We start from the raw sequence: 18,921 nt of genomic DNA on the forward strand, positions 1-18,921 counted from the left end.
TGAAATTCTTTGGGGAGGGATGCCGTGAAACAGTTCATTGCCTTATGTGCGGCCGTATCGTTGCTCGCTTCAACGGCTTTGTCGCAGGAGCAGCCGGCGCTTTCGGCCCGCGTCGCCAAGACGCTGACCATTGACGGGCTTTCCTTCAAGGATCTCAATCGCAATGGCAAACTTGATCCTTATGAGGACTGGCGCCTCCCGGCTGCCGAGCGGGCGGCCAATCTCATCAGTCAGATGACGCTAGAGGAGAAGGCCGGCCTCATGATGCATGGCACGGCTCCATCCGCCGGTCCCGGTTCCGGGATGGGGGTCGGGACCGAATATGATCTTGCACGCGCCAAGGAGATGATCGACGGGCGCAAGGTCGTGACCTTCATAACGCGATTGGCGGGCGATGCCGCCCTATTGGCCGAGCAGAACAACAAGCTTCAGGAGATCGCGGAAGCTGGCCGGCTTGGGATTCCAGCGACGATCAGCACCGATCCGCGCAATCATTTCCAATTCGTACTCGGCGCGAGTGTTTCGGCCGGCGGATTCTCGAAATGGCCCGAGACCTTAGGGTTGGCGGCCATAGGCGATCCATCGCTCGTTCGCCGTTTCGGCGACATTGTCCGTCAGGAATACCGCGCCGTCGGCATACAGGAAGCATTGTCTCCGCAAGTGGATCTTGCCAGCGAGCCGCGCTGGCCACGCACCAACGGTACGTTCGGCGAGGATGCGCAACTTTCCAAATCCATGGCGGAAGCTTATGTGGCGGGGTTTCAAAACGGCGAGAACGGCATCAACAAGGACAGTGTCGTCGCCGTGGCCAAACACTGGGTCGGCTACGGTGCGGCAAAAGACGGTTATGACAGCCACAACGCCTATGGACGCCACGCGACCTTTCCAGGCAATAATTTTGCCGAACATCTCATTCCGTTTGAGGGAGCTTTCAAGGCGAAGGTCGCCGGCGTCATGCCGACATATTCGATCCTTGACGGTGTGACGCTCGGCGGCAAGCTGCTGGAGCCGGTGGGAGCGGGATACAGCAAGCAGCTTCTGACCGATCTGCTGCGTGGCCAATACGGCTTCCAGGGTGTCGTTCTCAGCGATTGGCTGATCACCAACGACTGCAAGGGAACTTGCCTGGATGGCGAGAAGCCGGGCGTAAAGCCGACTTTGAACGAGGAAACCTTCGGCATGCCTTGGGGCGTGGAGGATTTGAGCCGTGTCGACCGCTTTGCCAAGGCCGTCAATGCCGGCGTCGATCAGTTCGGCGGTGTCACTTCTTCCGATCTTCTCGTTCAGGCGGTGAAGGAAGGAAAGATCAAGCAACAGCGCATCGATCAATCCGCAACTCGTATCCTTGTCCAGAAATTCGAGCAGGGCCTTTTTGAAAATCCCTATGTCGAACCGCAAAAGGCGCACGTGATTGTTGGCAATGGGGCATTTGCTGCGGAGGCAACCGTCGCTCAAAGCCGCGCCATGGTCTTGCTCGACAATAAGGCTGGCCTGCTGCCTGTGACGCCAGGCAAAAAGGTGTTCCTGTACGGCGTTGATGCAAAAATCGTGTCGGCACGCGGCTTTACCGTGGTGACGGACGCCAAGGATGCCGATTTTGCGGTGATGCGTCTCAGCGCGCCCTATCAGCAGCCTCATATGAACTATTTCTTCGGTTCCCGTCAGCAGGAAGGCGATTTGGATTTCAAGGACGGCAATGCCGATTTCGAGACGTTCAAGGAAACGGCGAAACAGGTTCCGACGGTTGTCTCCATCTATCTGGCCCGTCCGGCAATCCTCACCGGCATACGCGAGCATGCCGCTGCAATCCTCGCCAATTTCGGCGCAAGCGACACAGCCTTGTTCGATGTGATCGAGGGCAAGCGGAAAGCTGAAGGCAGGCTGCCTTTCGAGCTTCCTTCATCGATGGAAGAGGTGCGCGCGCAGAAATCCGATGTGCCGCACGACACATCCCGCCCGCTTTATCCGATCGGTTATCGCATGCAGTACTGATATCGGGCCGGTCCGACCTGGTTTGACAAATCGGCCCGATAGGTCATCAGCAGCCGGCGAAGCTGTTGATCGATCTGGCAATGGTAATATCGAGTTCGCGCATTTGGTCTCCCATCGCGTCGCGATGGGACGCGCCAGCTCAATGATATCTGCCCGAAGCCACCATGGGAGCTATAAGCAGGCGGTTCAAGCCCTTTTGAGACACTCTCTGAAAGACAGCGGAATGAGATCGGCCATGGGCGAAAAAGTCGCGCCAGCGACAATGGTGCTGTCGGTTCGATCCATTCGGCGATCCGATCATCGTTGTTGCGGGTTGCCGCGGGACCGATTGTTGACCTTGACCTTCCTATTCCTTGTAAGATCGTGAAGGTTTGGGAGCTATGTCGCTCTTGCACTGGGGACGACCAGGCTGACGTGACACGCTGGAATTCCGTGTCGGCCGGTCAGATGCGCCGCCGCCGACGCATCGGAAGGCCTTGATGCTTGATCGCCTCCGTCGGCCCCATTCTGGTGGCGCCCTGACCGACGCCTCGAGAAAGCACTCGAAACCAGGGTTCTTCAGCTTTACGTCAGTCAAAGAGACTATTTCCCAGAAAAACAACACGCCGCGGCTGTATGCACGTGTCGGCGGCGTCGGAGCGTTGAATTTGAATCTTGTTCTTAGGCGCTCGTCGTCCGTGGCGTCCGTCCCCGGATACGAGCCTGGCGGCTTCACCTATCGCCGCGATATCGACGGCCTGCGCGCCCTGGCGATCCTTCCGGTCGTTCTCTATCACACCAGCATCCCGGGGTTTGGCGGCGGCTTCGTCGGCGTTGATATATTCTTCGTCATTTCCGGCTTCCTGATGGCATCACTGATTTCCAAGGAAATCGCGACGGGCGAATTCAGTCTCGTCCGATTCTATGAGCGCCGTATCCGGCGGATTTTTCCGGCATTGTTCGCTGTCCTGGCCACGTCTTCGGTCGCGGCATGGTTCCTGCTGATGCCAGCCGAATTTGCCTATTTCGCGCGTAGCTTGAAGGCGGCCGCCCTGTTCACATCGAATATCCAATTCGACAAGGAGAGCGGATACTTCGATATCGGCGCGCAAATGAAGCCGCTGCTGCACACTTGGTCCTTGGCGGTCGAGGAGCAGTTCTACATTCTGTTTCCCTTGCTGTTATTGGTCCTAAACCGGTTTGCGCGACGGTATATCGCATCGATCCTGGCTGGATTGCTGGCCGTGTCTTTCGCAGCGGTCACATGGACGCTGTTCCGGTCGCAGCCCGACGCATTTTATCTGCTGCAATTTCGCGCCTGGGAGCTGCTCCTAGGAGCGATGCTGGCCTTCGGTGTCCTACCGATGCCAAAGCGACCCCAGGTGCGAGCCGGATTGGCCTGCGCCGGTGTGCTTTTGATCGCGATCGCCGTCTTCGGCTTTAGCGAGCGGACACTCTTCCCCGGGCCGGCAGCTCTGGTACCCTGTCTTGGCGCGGCACTGGTGATCCATGCGCGAGACGAGCTCGGGCCAGCGAGCAGAGTTCTACGATCGCGGCCAATGGTCTTCGTTGGGTTGATCTCCTACTCGCTTTATCTCTGGCATTGGCCGCTCATCGTCTTCAGCCGCGAGGTGACGGGACGGGAGCTTTCGCTGATGCAGGGCGGCCTGATCGTGCTGGCGTCGCTCGCCATGTCCATCATCTCATGGCGCTTCATCGAGCGGCCGTTCCGTGGACGAGGCAGCCTGGTAAAGCGCTCGCCGTTATTTGCTGGGGCACTGACCGTCGTGATCGCCGCTGCCGGATTGGGAGACTATGTCGCCCATCACGGCGGTGTACCCGGTCGACTGCCGGCGGATGTGCAGCGGGTCTATGCTTCCACTTACGATCAGAGCCGCTTCAGCCTACCGCCGTGCTTTGCTGAATCCGACACGGCAGGGCGTCCTGCTGCGGATATTCGTGCGGGCAAGCTTTGTCCGCTTGGGCCGGAGGAGGCGGCGAAACCCACTTTTCTCGTTTGGGGCGATTCCCATTCCGGCGCCATGGCGCCCGCCATCGATGCGGCGGCGAGGCAGGTTGGGATCAGCGGCCTATTCGCAGGCCATTCGTCGTGCCCGCCTTTGCCAGATGTTCAGCTCACACCGCGCGGTGATACCGAGCTTTGCGGCGATTTCAACGGCGCGGTGCTCGATCTGATTAAGGCCCAGCATATTCCACTGGTTTTCCTGGTGGCCTATTGGCCCAAATATGTCCACGATGCCGAAATGCCCAATGAGGGGCCGTATTTCGATGCTTCCGTGCAGCCTCCAGTGGAGGATCGATCGGCGTCGGTCGCCCAATCGATGGACCGCCTGATTGCCGATCTGACTAGTCAGGGCATCAAGGTCGTGCTGGTCTCGGATGTCCCCGAAATGGGGCGCTATATGCCGGAGGCCGTCGCCAAGGCGATGATGCAAGGCACGTCAACGGAGGTTGCTCCCCCCTTGGAGTATATCGAGAAGAGGCAGGCGCTCTCGCATGTGATCCTAAGCCGTGTGGCTGCGAAATATGGTGCAACGATCATCGATCCGCTTCCAGCCATCTGCGGCAGCGATCGTTGCGATGCCGTGCGAAACGGTCTGCCGCTTTATAAGGATGCCGATCATCTCACAGCGACGTTCGCGGCGACCTTGAGCTCGCTCTACGTTCCCGTGCTGTCCGAAGCTCGTCGATCGCTGCGGGCGACCTTGGATTCCTCCGGAAAGTGAGTGGGACGAGAATGTATTTCGTTTCCACGGCTGACTCATGCTGCCGGCGTACGGGGGCAGGGTGGACCGATTGGTCGATCCGTATCGGCAGCCTCTCCCGAAGAAGGATTGGCTGCCGTAGCTGGCGATACAGCGAAATCGATTATATGGCGTTCCTCTAACTGTCCGATCCTGCAGCGCGTAATGCGAATGCTCATACAGCCAAGAAGATGGCCATAAGTGCGACATGGATGGCGGTCGGAGCGGTTCGAATGTCGGGTTTGGCGCTACGCCAGCGAAATCAGAGACTTGTCGCCAGTGCCTCCATCCAGATCGCGACGGCTGCTGCGCCACCGTCTTGGGTGCCGAGAGCTCTTTCGCCAAGATAGCTCGCGCGGCCGAGTTTCGGTACCATATCCGCCGTGCGGCGTGCGCCTTCGGCCGCGGCGGAGGCTGCCTGCTTCCAGGCCTCGGCGGCGGGCACCTTGACGCCGGCTGCCTTGAGCGCTCGCAAGGCCGGATCAAGCGCATCGAGCATGGTGCGGTCACCCGGCTTTGCTCCCCCGATCTCGCTGATGGCAGCAATACCGATCGCGAGGGCGGCGCGAAAATCTTCAGGCGAGAAACGATTGTGCTCGCCGAGATGGCGCCCAGCCCGCGTCAACGCGATTGCATAGAAGGGCCCGGAGCTTCCGGCGATCGCCCGCCGTAGCGCATTGCCGATTGCGACCAGCGCGTTGGCGGCGTTGATCCAGGCGCTTTCGGGCAGGGCGCGAATGGCTTCGGCGCCACGAAGCATGCTCGCGCCGAGATCGCCGTCGCCTGCCTTGCTGTCGAGCTCGGTCAGATGGGCTTCGGCCGCCTCCAGCGCATCACAGACGGCGAGACCGATGCGGCGCAAATCGTGAGGGTCGAACCGGCCCGCATCGCCGAGCGGAGCTTCGCTCTCCGGCATGTTCGGCACCCGCACGATATGGGGTGCTTCCGAGATCGCGCCGCCCCGCGGCCACGCGGTCGCGGACGTATCGGCATCCAGCAGTTCGATATCGCCCTCGTCCAGGTTCAGGAGTGAAATCGAGCAACCCGGCATTTCGAGCGCCGTCAGGAAATTGCCGCTCCAGGCCCGTTCGATCCTGAGACCACGAGAACGCAGCGATGCGATCGCGCGACGGGTGACGACCGCCAGCTCCATGGGCGGCGTTGCCCCGAGCCCATTGATGAGCAATGCGACCCTGGAACCTAACGCAAGCTGCATGTCCGTGACGATCTGCCCGATGATCCTGTCGGTGATGGCGTCCGCAGGCAGATGTTTCGTGCGCTCGACGCCCTTTTCGCCATGGATGCCGAGGCCAAGTTCGATTTCGTCATCAGCGAGCGTGAAACCGGCCTTGCCGGCGGCCGGCACGATGCAGGCACCGAGCGCTACGCCCATTGTGCCGAGTCGCGACGCGGCCGACCGAGCGATGGCGGCAACCTCCTTCAGGCTCTTGCCGCTCGCCGCGGCCGCGCCCGCGATCTTATGGACAAGTACCGTTCCGGCGATGCCGCGGCGGCGCTCACGCGGCACGAGACCGGAAAGCGCCACATCGTCCGCCACGACGACGAGCTCGGTCGGGATTCCCTCGATAGCGGCGAGTTCTCCGGCAAGGCCGAAATTCAAGCGGTCGCCGGTATAATTCTTCACGATCAGCAGCGCGCCGGCGGGGCCGGCGCTGGCGCGAATGGCGGCAAGCACGGCATCGACGCTCGGCGAGGTGAAGACCTCGCCGGTAACAGCCGCGGTCAACATGCCAGGCCCGACATACCCGGCATGGGCCGGTTCATGGCCGGCGCCGCCGCCCGAGATCAGGGCGACCGCCCGGTCCGCGATCGCGGGTAGGTCGGCGCGCAGGATGACATTCTCCGTGTCGAGCAGCGCAAGGCCGGGCGCGAGGGCGACAATGCCCTCCAGCATTTCCCGCACCACGTCAGCGGGTCGATTGATAAGTTTCTTCATTATCCTTCATCCTATTGCTGCTTGCACGGAAGCGCTTTCAGTCGCTTCGCACCTTCCTCGATGAGCGCCAGGATCAACGGCAAAACACATGTGTCGCAATCTTCCCCCCAGGCCCGAAAACCGAGCCCGGTGCGACCCTCACGCCTGCCTTCTCCAGGATCCTGCGCGCCATATCATAGCTGCAAGACGCGCACGTTCGCCAGCTATCGAGTTTCGATCCGATGATTTCGCGCCCACGCGTCGATCGAGCGATGTACACGGCTTTGTCGACTGCTATGGCGCCAGCATATCGGCGAGCGCATGCCGCATGGATTCGCTCGAAATGCCGAAGAGACCGCCATAGGGAAGGTCGAGATCCAAGATGACAAACATGACGCTCGCCACCGAAATGATGGCGACGGTGACAATGGAGCCGGTGAGCGGGTTTCTGGGGGCCTGAAGACCAAAGCTTAGGAATACCAGCATAAGCCAGAAGATCAGGACACCAAGAAACGGTGCCGAAAGCGAGCCGTGCGCGTCCTCGATCACGGTCCATCGCGCCGCCAGGAGATCACTGAAGAGCTGATTACAACGGGTCACGAGCAACTGATGCAAGGGATCGGTGGGCCGCTCGCGGGCAATGCCGAGACCCATATCATTGAGAATTGCTCCAAGAACGGGCGCTTCGCCAGTCAAAGGCAATTTTGATATGTCGGGATATGTCACCCCCGCTGGAACTGGCTCACCTGGCCATGTGCTGGCAATGACGGCGGTTGTGTAGCCGCGCAGAAGTTGTCGCTCATGATCCAATGCCGGGCCGTAATTCCTCAGACAGCGGTCCATCTCTGCCAGGCTGGCGGCGTAGCGGTTGCGATCGTGAGACGCCGTTGTGAATGCGTTCAGCTCCGATGCCAGGAGCAAGCTCATGACGAGTGCGGCAAAGGTGACAAGAAGGGCTGTAACGACCCGGAGAAAGTCCATCGTCTCGTTGCCGCGATGCGGGGCGGGTAATCTCGCGCGCAATATCGAACCGAGCGCGGCGCTAAACACGAGGAGAATAAACAAAGCCAGCGTCCACACCGCTTCGCGCTGCATCGAAAAATGCTCCTGCTCCATATGGCCGTTGATTATGTCATGTATATCGAGGAAGCGGGAGGATAAAAGCTCCATCCTTTCACGGGTGTTCGCATAGCCCAGCAGGCCGGTATCCCTTGCAGCCGGGGGAGTTTTGAAATCAGCTATGCGACAAGTTGGCAGAATGGATCAGGTGCATACCGCGATGCAAACGGACAGCCAGATCAAGGCGACCCCAAGTGCCAACGCGCGCCTGGCACCGACAACTTTCTCCGCCTCTTCTTTCGCTACCGGCGTCGTTACGATCCAGGGCACGGAGCCGAGAGCTGCGAATCCGATAATGGCTAAGGCCACGACGAAATAATCGGATATACGCCAGGGCCCCTGATCATACACTCCCCAATAGCCCAGAAAGGCCATTCCCACTGCAAACATCGTCGCGGACGCTGAGCAAAGCCCCGTGACGGAGCCCGCGGGTGCCCGCAACTTGCTTTTCTCCGGTGTTGACCCGTTCATGACGCCATATCCACGACGGCAAGTCGCCTCTCCGCATATATGTCAGGAATTGCGCGCGACGTGAAGCGATTGAAATCGCCAAAGGCCGGATCGCAAGAATGACGATCATCATGTTCGATCTCCAACCTACAATCCGTCTCTCGCGGCCTCGATTCTCTAACGCAGGATCAGTGGGCCGGCATCCAGCGCTCCCAGCCCGGTTTCTAACAGACCTGATTGGTCATGAACGGAAGAGGCCTCGAACATTTCAGGCCGCTTCCACTCTTATCCCCTTCACACCTTATCCGGAACCGGAGTGAGCAGTGGGTGCGGGCGGGACGTCGGTGCCCGCACCCTTCTCTTCGGCCGGTCTTTTGGTCCGGAGGAGGGACAGCACAAAGACGAAGAAGACCGGGACGAAGAAGACGGCGAGGATTGTCGCGGAGATCATGCCGCCGAGGACGCCGGTGCCGATCGCGTTCTGGCTGGCGGCACTGGGACCCGTGGCGATGGCGAGCGGTACGACGCCGAGCGTGAAGGCAAGTGACGTCATCACGATCGGGCGGAAGCGGACACAGGCCGCCTCGATCGCCGAGTCGAGCAGGGACTTGCCTTGAGCATAGTAATCCCTTGCGAACTCGACGATCAGGATGGCGTTCTTCGCCGACAGGCCGATGATCGCGATGAGCCCAACCTTGAAATAAAGGTCGTTCGGCATCTCGCGCAGGATTGCCGCCAGCACGCAGCCGATGATGCCGAGTGGGACGACAAGCATGACCGATAGCGGGATCGACCAGCTCTCATAAAGGCCTGCAAGCAGCAGAAAGACGAAGAGGATACTGAAGGCGAAGAGGATCGGCGCCTGGCTGCCGGAGGTGATTTCCTCGCGCGACTGGCCGGACCACTCGTAGCCGAAGCCGTCGGAAAGTTCGGATGCGAGGCGTTCCATCTCGGCAATCGCAGCACCCGAAGACTTGCCTACCGCTGCCTCGCCGGTGATGCGGATCGTCGGATAACCATTGTAGCCTACGATCTGCGGATCGCCCTTGCGCCAGTCGGCGGTCGCGAACGACGAGAGCGGCACCATCCCGCCGCTTGCGTTGCGAACGTTCAGTTTCATCATGTCTTCCACCTGCATGCGGCTGCGGCCGTCCGCCTGCACGATGACCTGCTGCATGCGGCCGGCATTCGGATAGTCGTTGATATAGGAAGAGCCGAGGCTTGTGGTGATCGCATCGTTGATGTCGGAGAAGCCGACGCCGAAGGTGTTTGCCTTTTCGCGGTCGATCGCCAGCACGATCTGCGCAGCCTCCTGCATTCCCTCGATGCGGACATTCGTCACCACGCTGCTCTCGGCCGCCTTTGCCATCAACTCGTCTCCGGCCAGCTTCAGCGCCTTTTGCCCGCGCCCGGAGCGATCCTGGAGCCTGAAGGAGAAACCGCTTGCTGTGCCGAAGCCGTCGATCGGCGGCGGCGACAGCGCATAGGAGGTGGCGTCCTTCAATCCGGCGAGCTGTGCGTTGACGCGCTCGGCGATTTCAGGCACCGAACTGCCGGCCGGCCGAACGGCCCAGTCCTTGAGCGTCACGAAGGCGATGGCCGAGTTCGGGCCGTTTCCGGAGAAGCTGAAGCCCTGGACGGCGAAGACGTTCTCGACAGCCGGTTCTGCGCTGAAAATCGCTTCGATCTGCTTTAATGACGCGATCGTGCGGTTGGCGCTCGCTTCCGGCGGTCCCTGGATATCGACGATCAGGATGCCCTGATCTTCCTCCGGCACGAAGGAACCAGGCAGGTTGACGAAAAGATAGCCGAGGCCGACGACGAGCGCGAGATAGACGCCCATCACGCGTCCCGGCCGCCGCGCCAGCCCAGCCGCGATCTCGGTGTAGCTCGCCGTCATTCCATCGAACTTGCGATTGAACCAGCCGCCGAGACCCTTCCTCTCATGGTGATTTCCGTCGATCGGCTTCAGGAAGGTGGCGCAGAGCGCCGGCGTCAGCGACAGCGCCAGAAAGGCCGAGAACATGATCGAGGCGACCATGGTCAGCGAGAACTGGCGGTAGATGATGCCGGAGGCTCCTGGGAAGAATGCCATTGGAATGAAGACGCAGGACAGCACCAATGTAATGCCGAGGATGGCGCCGGTGATCTGCTTCATCGCCTTCTGCGTCGCGGCTTTCGGGGGCAAACCTTCTTCGGCCATGATGCGCTCGACATTCTCGACCACGACGATCGCGTCGTCGACAAGGATGCCGATCGCCAGAACCATGGCAAACATGGTCAACACGTTGATGGAGAAGCCTGTCGCATACATGATGGCGCAGGTGCCCAGCAGCGCGACCGGCACGACGAGTGTCGGGATGACCGTGTAGCGGAAGTTCTGCAAGAAGACGAACATCACGATAAAGACGAGCACGATCGCCTCGATGAGCGTGTGAACGACCTTCTCGATCGAGGCATTGACGAAGGGGCTGGTGTCGTAGGGTATCGAGTACTCGACGCCCTTTGGGAAGAATTTCGACAGTTCGTCCATTTTCGCCCTGACGGCGCCTGACACGGCGACGGCGTTGCCGGTCGAGGAAAGCTGGATGGCAAGGCCGGCGCTCGGATTGCCGTTGAGCCGACTTGCGGTCGAATAGGTTTCCGCGCCGTCCTCGACGCGCGCGACGTCGCGCAGGCGCACGGTCGAGCCATCGGGATTGGCGCGGAGGATGACGTCGCCGAATTGCTTCGCACTGTCGAGCTGGCCTTCGACGATTACGGTCACGGTCAAATCCTGGCCGACCGGATTGGGCGTGGCGCCGATCTGGCCGGCCGCGACCTGCGCATTCTGGGCTGCGATTGCCGCACCGATGTCTGCCGCCGTCAAGTGAAGACCCACCATCTTATCCGGGTCGATCCAGACGCGCAGCGCCCGCTGTGAGGCGAAGACCTGAGCCCGGCCTACGCCCGGCAAACGGCGCAGCTCTCCCAGGATATTGCGGTTGATGTAATCGCCAAGCGCGATCTCGTCCATCTTGCCGTCGGTCGAGGTCAGGGCGGCGATCAACAGGAAGCCGGCGCTCGCTTCCTCAACCTGAATGCCCTGCGTGCGGACCGCCTGCGGCAGCCGCGCCTCGACGCGTCGAACGGCGTTTTGGACGTCGACGGTCGCCTTGCCGATATCGGTTCCGGAGACGAAGGTCGCATTGATGCTCACCGAGCCGGAATTGTCGGAGGTCGATTCGAAATAGGCGATGCCATGGACGCCGTTCAGCTCCTCCTCGATCAGGCGGGTAACCCCCTGATAGATTTCCTGCGGGGAAGCGCCGGGGTAGGAGGCGGAAATGGAGAGCTGCGGCGGAGCGACGGCGGGATATTGCGCCACCGGTAATACAGGAATCGTAATGATCCCCGCGATCATGATGAAGAAAGCAAAGACCCATGCGAGGACGGGTCTCCCGATAAAGAACTGTGCCATGATTTAATTACTTTGCGGCCTGGTCTGCGGTGTTCGGCTCCGCGTTTTGTGGCGTCCATGGTTCGGGGGCGACCTTGCCGCCGGGCGTGACCTTCTGGACCCCTTCGGCGATGATGGTTTCGCCGTCCTTCAGGCCCGAAAGGACGATCCATTCGGCGCCGAGGGATGCGCCGAGGGCGATATTGCGTATCTGGGCCGTTTGATCGGAAGAGAGCACGAGGACCTGAGGATTGCCTTCGGCGTCCCTCGTCACGGCTCTCTGCGGAATGGTAATGCCGCTCTTCTGGACGGCCTGCTCGATGCGCACACGCACATACATGCCCGGCAGAAGATCGCCATCGGGATTGGGAAATTCCGCGCGCAGCATGACCTGTCCCGTATTGGGGTCTACATTCGCATTCGAAAACAAAAGCTTGCCGGACTTGGAATAGCTTTTCCCGCCATCGAGGACGAGTTCGACCAACGCCTCTCCGGGCGCCGGGCTCTGCAGCTTGCCTTCGCTGACGGCGCGCTTCAACGCCAGGAGATCCTGCGCCGATTGCGTGAAGTCGGCATAGACCGGATTGATCTGCTGGATGAGCGCGAGGTTGGACGCGCCCTCGGCAGTCACGAGTGTTCCTTCGGTTACGAGGGCTCCGCCGATGATGCCGGTGATGGGTGCCCGCACCTGCGTATAGCCGAGATTGATCTCCGCCTCGTCGAGCGCCGCTTCCTGGGACGCGACATCGGCGTCGGCCTGGGCAAGATTGACGGCGGCGGTATCGTAGTCGACGGCCGTCGAGACATTGCGCTCACGGAGCGAGCGTTGGCGTTCCAGTTGCTGCTTGGCATTGGCCTGCACGGCCTTTGCCTTCTGCAAGGCCGCCTTGGCGCTCGCCACCCGCACCTGAAACAGTTTCGGGTCGATCCGGTAAAGGACGTCGCCCTGATGGACGAGGCTGCCTTGTTGAAAGACGCGCTCCTGGAGGATGCCCGAGACCCGAGCACGCACTTCGGAGATCCTGGTCGCGGCTATGCGTCCGGGAAGCTCGCTCATGACAGGGACCGGATGCGCCTTGATTTCCAGGACACCGACGGCGGGCGGGGGCGTTTCGCCGCTCCCCTGTGCGTACGCGTGGCCGGAAACCAGCGCGAGCATCGCCGCCGCCGCCAATATTGCCTTCCAGCAAGGCAGTTCGAATGCAGATCGCATGAATGTATTCCCAATTGGCCGTGACGCGCCGAGATCGTCGCTCCGCGTCTTGCCGGCATGAACTATCCGAAAGGAGCCGCTTCAACGCCGGGCGCGAGTGGCACTTTCGTCCGAGCCTAAGCAAACATCGGGATTGTTGTTCTTTGGTCGACGTTTTGTGGAGGTTTCATGGAGGAGGGTGGAGGAATATTGACGTGCAGGCCCGTCTGACGTTTCTTCCCGGCAAAGGAGCCCTGGATGGAAAACGCGCTGATATTGATCGTGGAAGATGAGCCGGAGATTTCCGATATCCTTGAACGCTATTTCGAGCGCGAGGGATTTCGGGTGCTGACGGCCTCGGATGGCGAGATCGGGCTTTCCCATCACCAGCGGCTGAGGCCGGATCTCGTGGTGCTCGATATCAAGCTGCCGAAGCTTGACGGTCACACCGTGCTTGCCACCATTCGCCAAAGAAGCGATACGCCCGTCATCATGGTCACCGCGCTCGCCGACGACCTCGACAAGCTGCATGGGCTGCGCTCGGGCGCCGACGACTATGTGGTCAAGCCGTTCAACCCTGTCGAGGTGGTCGCCCGGGCGCGGGCGGTTCTAAGGAGGGCGACGGGAAGCGCTGCGAATAAGGTGCTGCGGGTCGGCAGGCTCGCCATAGATCCGGTAGCCCATATGGCGGTGGTGGAGGACGGCGAAAGCCGCATCCCGTTGAACCTGACGCGCACCGAATTCCGCATCCTCGAATACATGGCCGGCTTCCCGAACAGGGCCTTCGAACGCGGCGAAATCGTCGATGCCTGCCTTCCCGAGGGAGATGCGCTCGACCGCACCGTGGACAGCCACATGAGCAAACTTCGCCGCAAGCTGGATGCCGCCGGTGTCGGCGACCTCCTTAATGGCGTCAGGGGAGTGGGTTACCGCCTTGGCGACTTCGGTTAGCAACAGCCTTAACAGGCAAATCATCTGGTCGACGACGATCGTGGCTTTCGTCGCCCTGTCGGTGATGTTTTTCGGATTCCTGATCTACGGCTATGCCTACGAATGGCTATTCAAGGACTCCGCTCCGCCGGATGATTGGGCAGTCAGCGATTTCGTCGTGCTCGGCATCAACGTGGCGATCGGCCAGGCCGTCGGCGCCTATGTTGGATGGCGGCTCGCCAGGCGCCTTGTGAAGCCCCTGACGGCCGTGACGGAGGCTGCGCGTCTCATCGCGGAGGGAGACTTTGCCGGCCGGGCGACCGGCGAAGGCAGTTTTGGCGAAGCCGACCGTCTGATCAACGACTTCAACCGCATGGCGGAGGAGCTGCAAAGAGCGGAAAAGGAACTCCAATATTCAAATTCGGCGATCGCGCACGAACTGCGCACGCCTCTGACGATCCTGCGCGGCCGCATGCAGGGGCTGGCGGATGGGGTGTTCGAACCGAGCCAGGAGGTGTTTCGCGGTTTGATAGGGCATATAGATGCCCTGACGCGCATCGTCGACGACCTAAGGACGCTTTCGCTGATGAATGCCGGGCGCATGGAGCTGCAGCAATCGCGCTTCGACCTCGGAGAGGAAATCGGCGACATCCTCGAATCCGTAATGCCGACGCTTTCCAACCTCAACATCAGGATCGAATCCGACTTGCAGGAGATGCCTGTCATTGCCGACCGGGCGCGTATCCGGCAGGCCGTCCTTGCCCTCATCGACAATGTCGCGCGCTACGCTCCAGGCTCGACGCTAGCGGTGACCTCGCAAGCAGTCGACAATCTGTGCGTCATCATGATCTCGGATGACGGTCCGGGCATGACGGCTGCGGAGAGCGAACGGGCCTTCGAACGGTTCTGGAGAGCTGACGATGCCAGAACACGAAGAGGCGGTGGGTCAGGCCTCGGCCTCGCCGTTGTCAAGGCCATAGCCGAGGCACATGGCGGCCACGCGACGATCGACAGCCGCAAGGGCGGCGGCACGACCGTCGTGCTGACGATCCCGGGCTGCTGAAATGGTGTGGTGGGCGGCAAACGATCCGTTGCGGGCATGCAGGGACTGCCTCAGGCGGTGAGAATCCGCCCCAATACCTCCGCTATTTCGCTCCGGCCTCGACGAATTTCACCGACATCTTGTTCAGCGTCTATTCGGCCCGCATTATGAGCGGCATAAAGCTCGACGAGAAGTCGCGCGTAGTCCTCGGATAGGCCCGCGCCGATGAGCGCGGCCTGCCACTGGCTCTCGGGAAGCAGCTGGGCAACGACATCGCGACCGGTCAGTGAACCGATGGCCGTCGCAACGTCGTTCGGCGTATAGCGCCGGGGGCCTTCTGCATGGACGATCCTGAGAGCGGCGTCCTGCTTCTCCAAAAGCAGCTCGGCGGCGAGCAAGCCCACATCGTGGGCGGAGATGGTCGGAAGAGGCTTGGTCAGCGGATCATAGAAGCTCGGTAATCGGCCGCTTTCTGCCGCCAGCTTCGCCAGACGTGCCCAGTTTTCCATGTGCTCGGCCGACCTCAACAGGATAAGTCTTCGGGCCTCCAGCTGACGCAGCCGTGCTTCGAGGGCGTGGAAGATCAAGGTGACGCCGGTGCCAGAGCTATGCTGTGCGCCATAGTCGGAAATGGCGAGAATGGTTCGCGGCCTGGCGGCCATTAGGGCCTCGCCAAGGCAGTCCACCACTCGCTTCATGCTGGAATAGGCCTCGACGGCACGAATATCGACCGGGCAGATGATCTGGACGGCGCTTACCCCTTTGAATGCGGTCGCCAGCGCCTCGCGGTCATGTATATCGGCAATGGCGATCTCGCAGCCGAGATCGGAAAAAGCCTGTGCTTTCGAGCCATCACGCAGAATTGCGCGGACAGCAACGTCGGCCTTGCGCAGTGTGGTGATGGTCGTGCGGCCAACCTTGCCGGTGGCGCCCAGAATTGCGTGCATTGCATCTTCTCCTGTCGATCCTGCTGCAGCCTAGCCCTGTATGCGCATGGGATCGCGCAGGTTCGGACGGTCAATGGCAGGTTTGGACGACAATCGAAGTCATGAATGCATTCGGCTCAGCATGCCGGGGGTGAGGCCGAGGATCCGGCGCATCCAGTACGTCATGTGGCTCTGATGGGCAAACCCCGTCGCCAAAGCGATTTCTGCGAGCGGCATGTCGGTAGACAGGATGAGCAGTTTGGCGCGCTCGATCCGGCGCGTCAGTACATAGTGATGAGCCGGCATGCCGAAAGTGGCGCGAAAGAGTGGCTTCAAATGCGATACGCTGAGACCGACCGTCGCGGCGAGATCGCCAAGGGACAGCGACTGATCTATATGCGCTTCGATGAAATCCCTCAGGTGTCTTTGATGGCGGATTGTCAAAGTTGCGCCTGTCGCGACTGTACTGACCGAAGACTGTTCGCCGCCTTCCATCAGGCGGATCGCCAGCGCCAATCCCAGCGCTTCCGCGTATGTCCTGTCCGACGGAACCGGCGCCTCAATTTCAGCCTTGATCGCCCAGGCGATCGATTCGATCCGAGAATCCCGAAGCTGGAATTTTGGCGACAGGGAGATGGTTTCCGGATTTCCGCCGAGTGCTTCCGCAGCCGATTGAAGGAGTTCCTGCTGGATATTCAGGCGCAGAATGGTGCAGTCCCCGTCGTCCTCCCACCAGCCATCCAGCCCGGCAGGGACGATATCGATATCTCCGTGCGATTGACGACGGTGGTATTGGCGGCCGTCGCATTCGCAAAAAGCATTCACGGCCCGTCCGAAATGAATGCCGAGCCGATGCGTCTGCGACCCCGGCACATGGGTACGGCCGGCCTTGATATGAAGGAAATTCGCCTCCAGGCCCTTCCAGCCGCGATCCTTGCTGGAGAGGAGGGTCGCGGCGGTGCTGCTGAACTGGTCCATGATTGTGTGCTTCCGCCAAATCCCACGTCCGGAATGGAGGACGATCCAGGGAATATAGTTAGGCCGATGCTTTCGGTCGAGCCATCTTCGGATCACGGCTACGCCAATGATCCAATGTTCGGCTCAGGAAGAGCCGATGTCGATGTTCGAGCCTGTCACCGATCTTGCCTCGTGTGCCACAGTCGCGGAATGTAGATCGTCGATTGCTGAATTTCGTAGCGCGTTTCAAAATGGCCTACGAGTAGCAGTCTGACTTCGCGTGGCCCGAACTCGAAGAGCCGCTCGCCGATTCTCGGGTTCTCGTTGAAGTCGCCGGCAAAGCGCGCCTAACGATAAAACTCCGACGGCGGCTTGCCGAAGTGCCGGCGGAACATGGCGGTAAAAGCGCTCTGGCTGGCGTAGCCGCAATCGAAGGCGACGTCGATGATGCGTTCGCCATTCGCCAGTTTGCTCAACGCGGACAGGAGGCGTGCCTGTTCGCGCCATCGCGCGAAGCTCATGCCCGTTTCCCTGGCGAAGAGGCGGTGCACCGTCTTGGCCGTTACATTCAAACGTTCGGCCCATTGCCCCGCGGTCGACGTGTCGGCAGGATGTGCGGTCATCGCCTCGCATATCCGTTTGATACGTTCATCCTCCGGCATGGGAAGGTGAAGGGGCAAGACATCGGAGACACGCACTTCATCTAGGAGCAATTGCATGAGACGGTCGTCTCGACTGCCTTCCCCATAGTCGAGCGGAACTTGGACGGCGGCAACGATCAGCTCGCGCAACAGCGGCGAAACCTCGATGACACAGCTTTCCGCCGGCATATGGCGGATTGCCGTCGCATCGATGAAAACGGTTCGGATCTTGACCTCGCCGGACATCTTCACGTCATGCTCCAGCCCGGCGGCGAGCCACAGCGCCCGGTTCGGCGGCACCACCCATGATCCTTCCGCCGACCGCACGATCATCACCCCCTCGATCGCATGGAGCAACTGGCCGCGCGGATGCGAATGCCAGCCGGTGGAGGCGCCGTCAGGATAGTTGACGTCCATGGCCGCCATGGCGCGATGGGTATTATGAAACTCAAGATGTTTGCGCGTCGGATCGCTTTGCATGTCCCAATCTCTACAATCATGGTCATCATAGAGTGATACGGACCGGCTTCAAGACGATAAGCCAGGGCCTTCGAATTGGTCCATGGTTATCGCACATGAAAAACAACCTCGCATTCCTCTATCCCCTCGTCGCCATCGTCCTCTGGTCCGGAAACGTCATTGTCTCCCGGCTGTCAGCGCACACGATCGGACCGGAGGCAATCACCTTCTATCGGCTGCTTCTCGCCGTCTGCTTGATGAGCACCTTCGTCGCCATCCCCGCCTGGCGAAACCGCTTCGTCATCTGGCCGCATCTCGGGCAATTCGCCATTCTCGGCTTCCTTGCCATGTGCTTCTTCCAGAGCCTGTCCTATCTGGCGGCGGAAACGACCACGGCGACAAACATGGCGGTGTTCACGGCCTTGACGCCACTGCTTACGGTGGCTTTGAGCGCCTTTGTGCTGAAGGATACGCCGACCGTCGGCATGGTCGGCGGCGGAGTTCTGTCGCTTGCCGGGCTTATCTATCTGGTGAGTGCCGGCGATCCGACGGCGCTTGCTCGCGATGGCGTGCATCTCGGTGATCCGCTGATGTTCATAGCGGCGCTGAGCTATGCCGTATATGGGGTTCTGCTCAAGCGCTGGAGCCTCCCAGTCGCTGGCTGGCAATCGACCTATATGCAGGCGATCTGCGCTCTGGTCATCATGTTTCCGGCGTTCCTGGCAACGCCTGCGCCCTTACGTTCGCTGAATGCCGAGACCTTGCCGCTGATTGCCTATGCCGGAGGCCTTGCCTCCGTCGTTCTTCCGTTCCTGTGGGTGCGCGGCGTCCACATTCTCGGACCAAATCGTTGCGCGGCTTTCATGAACCTCTTGCCGGTCTTCACCGCGCTCGGCGCCATCGTGATCCTCGGCGAGCCGGTGCACGCCTACCACGTCATCGGCGGCGGCGCCGCTCTGGTGGGTGTCGCCTGCGCCGGGCTTTTCCGTCGGCCGTTGCGTGGCTCATCTCCAATTGCCGCCGAGATCGTCGAGTAACGGTCTAAGGCATGGCAGGTGGACGCGGACTCGTTGGAGGCCGCGTCCACCTGTGTC

The 18,921-nt window shown here is 60.8% G+C and carries 13 protein-coding genes and 1 pseudogene; 5 read left to right on the forward strand and 9 right to left on the reverse strand.

The genetic code is table 11. The features are described from left to right. The first annotated feature begins 24 nt into the window (after positions 1 to 24). Together FBZ99_RS18610 and FBZ99_RS18615 are read left to right on the forward strand one after the other, a co-directional pair. Positions 25 to 1,992, forward strand: coding sequence for a glycoside hydrolase family 3 protein (locus tag FBZ99_RS18610; protein ID WP_145634215.1), 1,968 nt, complete (start codon positions 25 to 27; stop codon positions 1,990 to 1,992). Positions 1,993 to 2,639: 647 nt separating this feature from the next. After that, complete coding sequence (locus FBZ99_RS18615) at positions 2,640 to 4,718, forward strand: acyltransferase family protein (RefSeq protein ID WP_113420877.1); 2,079 nt, start codon at positions 2,640 to 2,642, stop codon at positions 4,716 to 4,718. Positions 4,719 to 4,998: 280 nt separating this feature from the next. Here FBZ99_RS18615 and FBZ99_RS18620 read toward each other — a convergent pair whose 3' ends face one another. The 5 genes from FBZ99_RS18620 to FBZ99_RS18640 all read right to left on the reverse strand — a co-directional run bounded on the left by FBZ99_RS18620 (position 4,999) and on the right by FBZ99_RS18640 (position 12,893). Further along, positions 4,999 to 6,693, reverse strand: coding sequence for a dihydroxyacetone kinase family protein (locus tag FBZ99_RS18620; protein ID WP_145634217.1), 1,695 nt, complete (start codon positions 6,691 to 6,693; stop codon positions 4,999 to 5,001). 273 nt (positions 6,694 to 6,966) lie between these two features. Further along, positions 6,967 to 7,767, reverse strand: a complete 801-nt coding sequence (locus FBZ99_RS18625; RefSeq protein WP_113353584.1) for a bestrophin-like domain — start codon at positions 7,765 to 7,767, stop codon at positions 6,967 to 6,969. Between the two features lie 168 nt (positions 7,768 to 7,935). Continuing rightward, positions 7,936 to 8,262: a hypothetical protein gene (locus tag FBZ99_RS18630; RefSeq protein WP_145634219.1), complete on the reverse strand. Its 327-nt coding sequence runs from the start codon at positions 8,260 to 8,262 to the stop codon at positions 7,936 to 7,938. A gap of 280 nt (positions 8,263 to 8,542) precedes the next feature. Further along, positions 8,543 to 11,701, reverse strand: coding sequence for an efflux RND transporter permease subunit (locus FBZ99_RS18635; RefSeq protein ID WP_113395150.1), 3,159 nt, complete (start codon positions 11,699 to 11,701; stop codon positions 8,543 to 8,545). A gap of 7 nt (positions 11,702 to 11,708) precedes the next feature. Next, positions 11,709 to 12,893, reverse strand: coding sequence for an efflux RND transporter periplasmic adaptor subunit (locus tag FBZ99_RS18640; RefSeq protein ID WP_145634222.1), 1,185 nt, complete (start codon positions 12,891 to 12,893; stop codon positions 11,709 to 11,711). Positions 12,894 to 13,130: 237 nt separating this feature from the next. Between FBZ99_RS18640 and FBZ99_RS18645 the strand changes: the two genes are divergently transcribed. Continuing rightward, positions 13,131 to 13,823, forward strand: a complete 693-nt coding sequence (locus FBZ99_RS18645; RefSeq protein WP_113331726.1) for a response regulator — start codon at positions 13,131 to 13,133, stop codon at positions 13,821 to 13,823. After that, positions 13,807 to 14,865 carry a sensor histidine kinase gene (locus FBZ99_RS18650; protein WP_113331727.1) on the forward strand — a complete coding sequence of 353 codons (1,059 nt, stop codon included), beginning with the start codon at positions 13,807 to 13,809 and terminating at the stop codon, positions 14,863 to 14,865. Before FBZ99_RS18645 ends, FBZ99_RS18650 begins: the two co-directional genes overlap by 17 nt. 50 nt (positions 14,866 to 14,915) lie before the next feature. On the opposite strand, the gene FBZ99_RS18655 is transcribed toward FBZ99_RS18650, so the two are convergent. The 4 genes and pseudogenes from FBZ99_RS18655 to FBZ99_RS18670 all read right to left on the reverse strand — a co-directional run bounded on the left by FBZ99_RS18655 (position 14,916) and on the right by FBZ99_RS18670 (position 17,848). After that, a complete protein-coding gene (locus FBZ99_RS18655) occupies positions 14,916 to 15,791 on the reverse strand; it encodes an NmrA family NAD(P)-binding protein (RefSeq protein ID WP_113353406.1) in 876 nt (291 codons plus the stop codon). A gap of 99 nt (positions 15,792 to 15,890) precedes the next feature. Continuing rightward, positions 15,891 to 16,748 carry an AraC family transcriptional regulator gene (locus FBZ99_RS18660; protein WP_113353405.1) on the reverse strand — a complete coding sequence of 286 codons (858 nt, stop codon included), beginning with the start codon at positions 16,746 to 16,748 and terminating at the stop codon, positions 15,891 to 15,893. A gap of 155 nt (positions 16,749 to 16,903) precedes the next feature. Continuing rightward, positions 16,904 to 17,156, reverse strand: a pseudogene (locus FBZ99_RS33480) (type II toxin-antitoxin system RelE/ParE family toxin). Beyond that, positions 17,075 to 17,848 carry an AraC family transcriptional regulator gene (locus FBZ99_RS18670; RefSeq protein ID WP_113388779.1) on the reverse strand — a complete coding sequence of 258 codons (774 nt, stop codon included), beginning with the start codon at positions 17,846 to 17,848 and terminating at the stop codon, positions 17,075 to 17,077. Before FBZ99_RS18670 ends, FBZ99_RS33480 begins: the two are co-directional and overlap by 82 nt. Before the next feature lie 95 nt (positions 17,849 to 17,943). Between FBZ99_RS18670 and FBZ99_RS18675 the strand changes: the two genes are divergently transcribed. Then, positions 17,944 to 18,864, forward strand: coding sequence for a DMT family transporter (locus tag FBZ99_RS18675; RefSeq protein WP_145634223.1), 921 nt, complete (start codon positions 17,944 to 17,946; stop codon positions 18,862 to 18,864). The last annotated feature ends 57 nt before the right edge of the window (positions 18,865 to 18,921 follow it).

Source organism: Rhizobium sp. ERR 1071 (genome assembly GCF_007828675.1).
Taxonomy (GTDB): Bacteria; Pseudomonadota; Alphaproteobacteria; order Rhizobiales; family Rhizobiaceae; genus Rhizobium; species Rhizobium dioscoreae.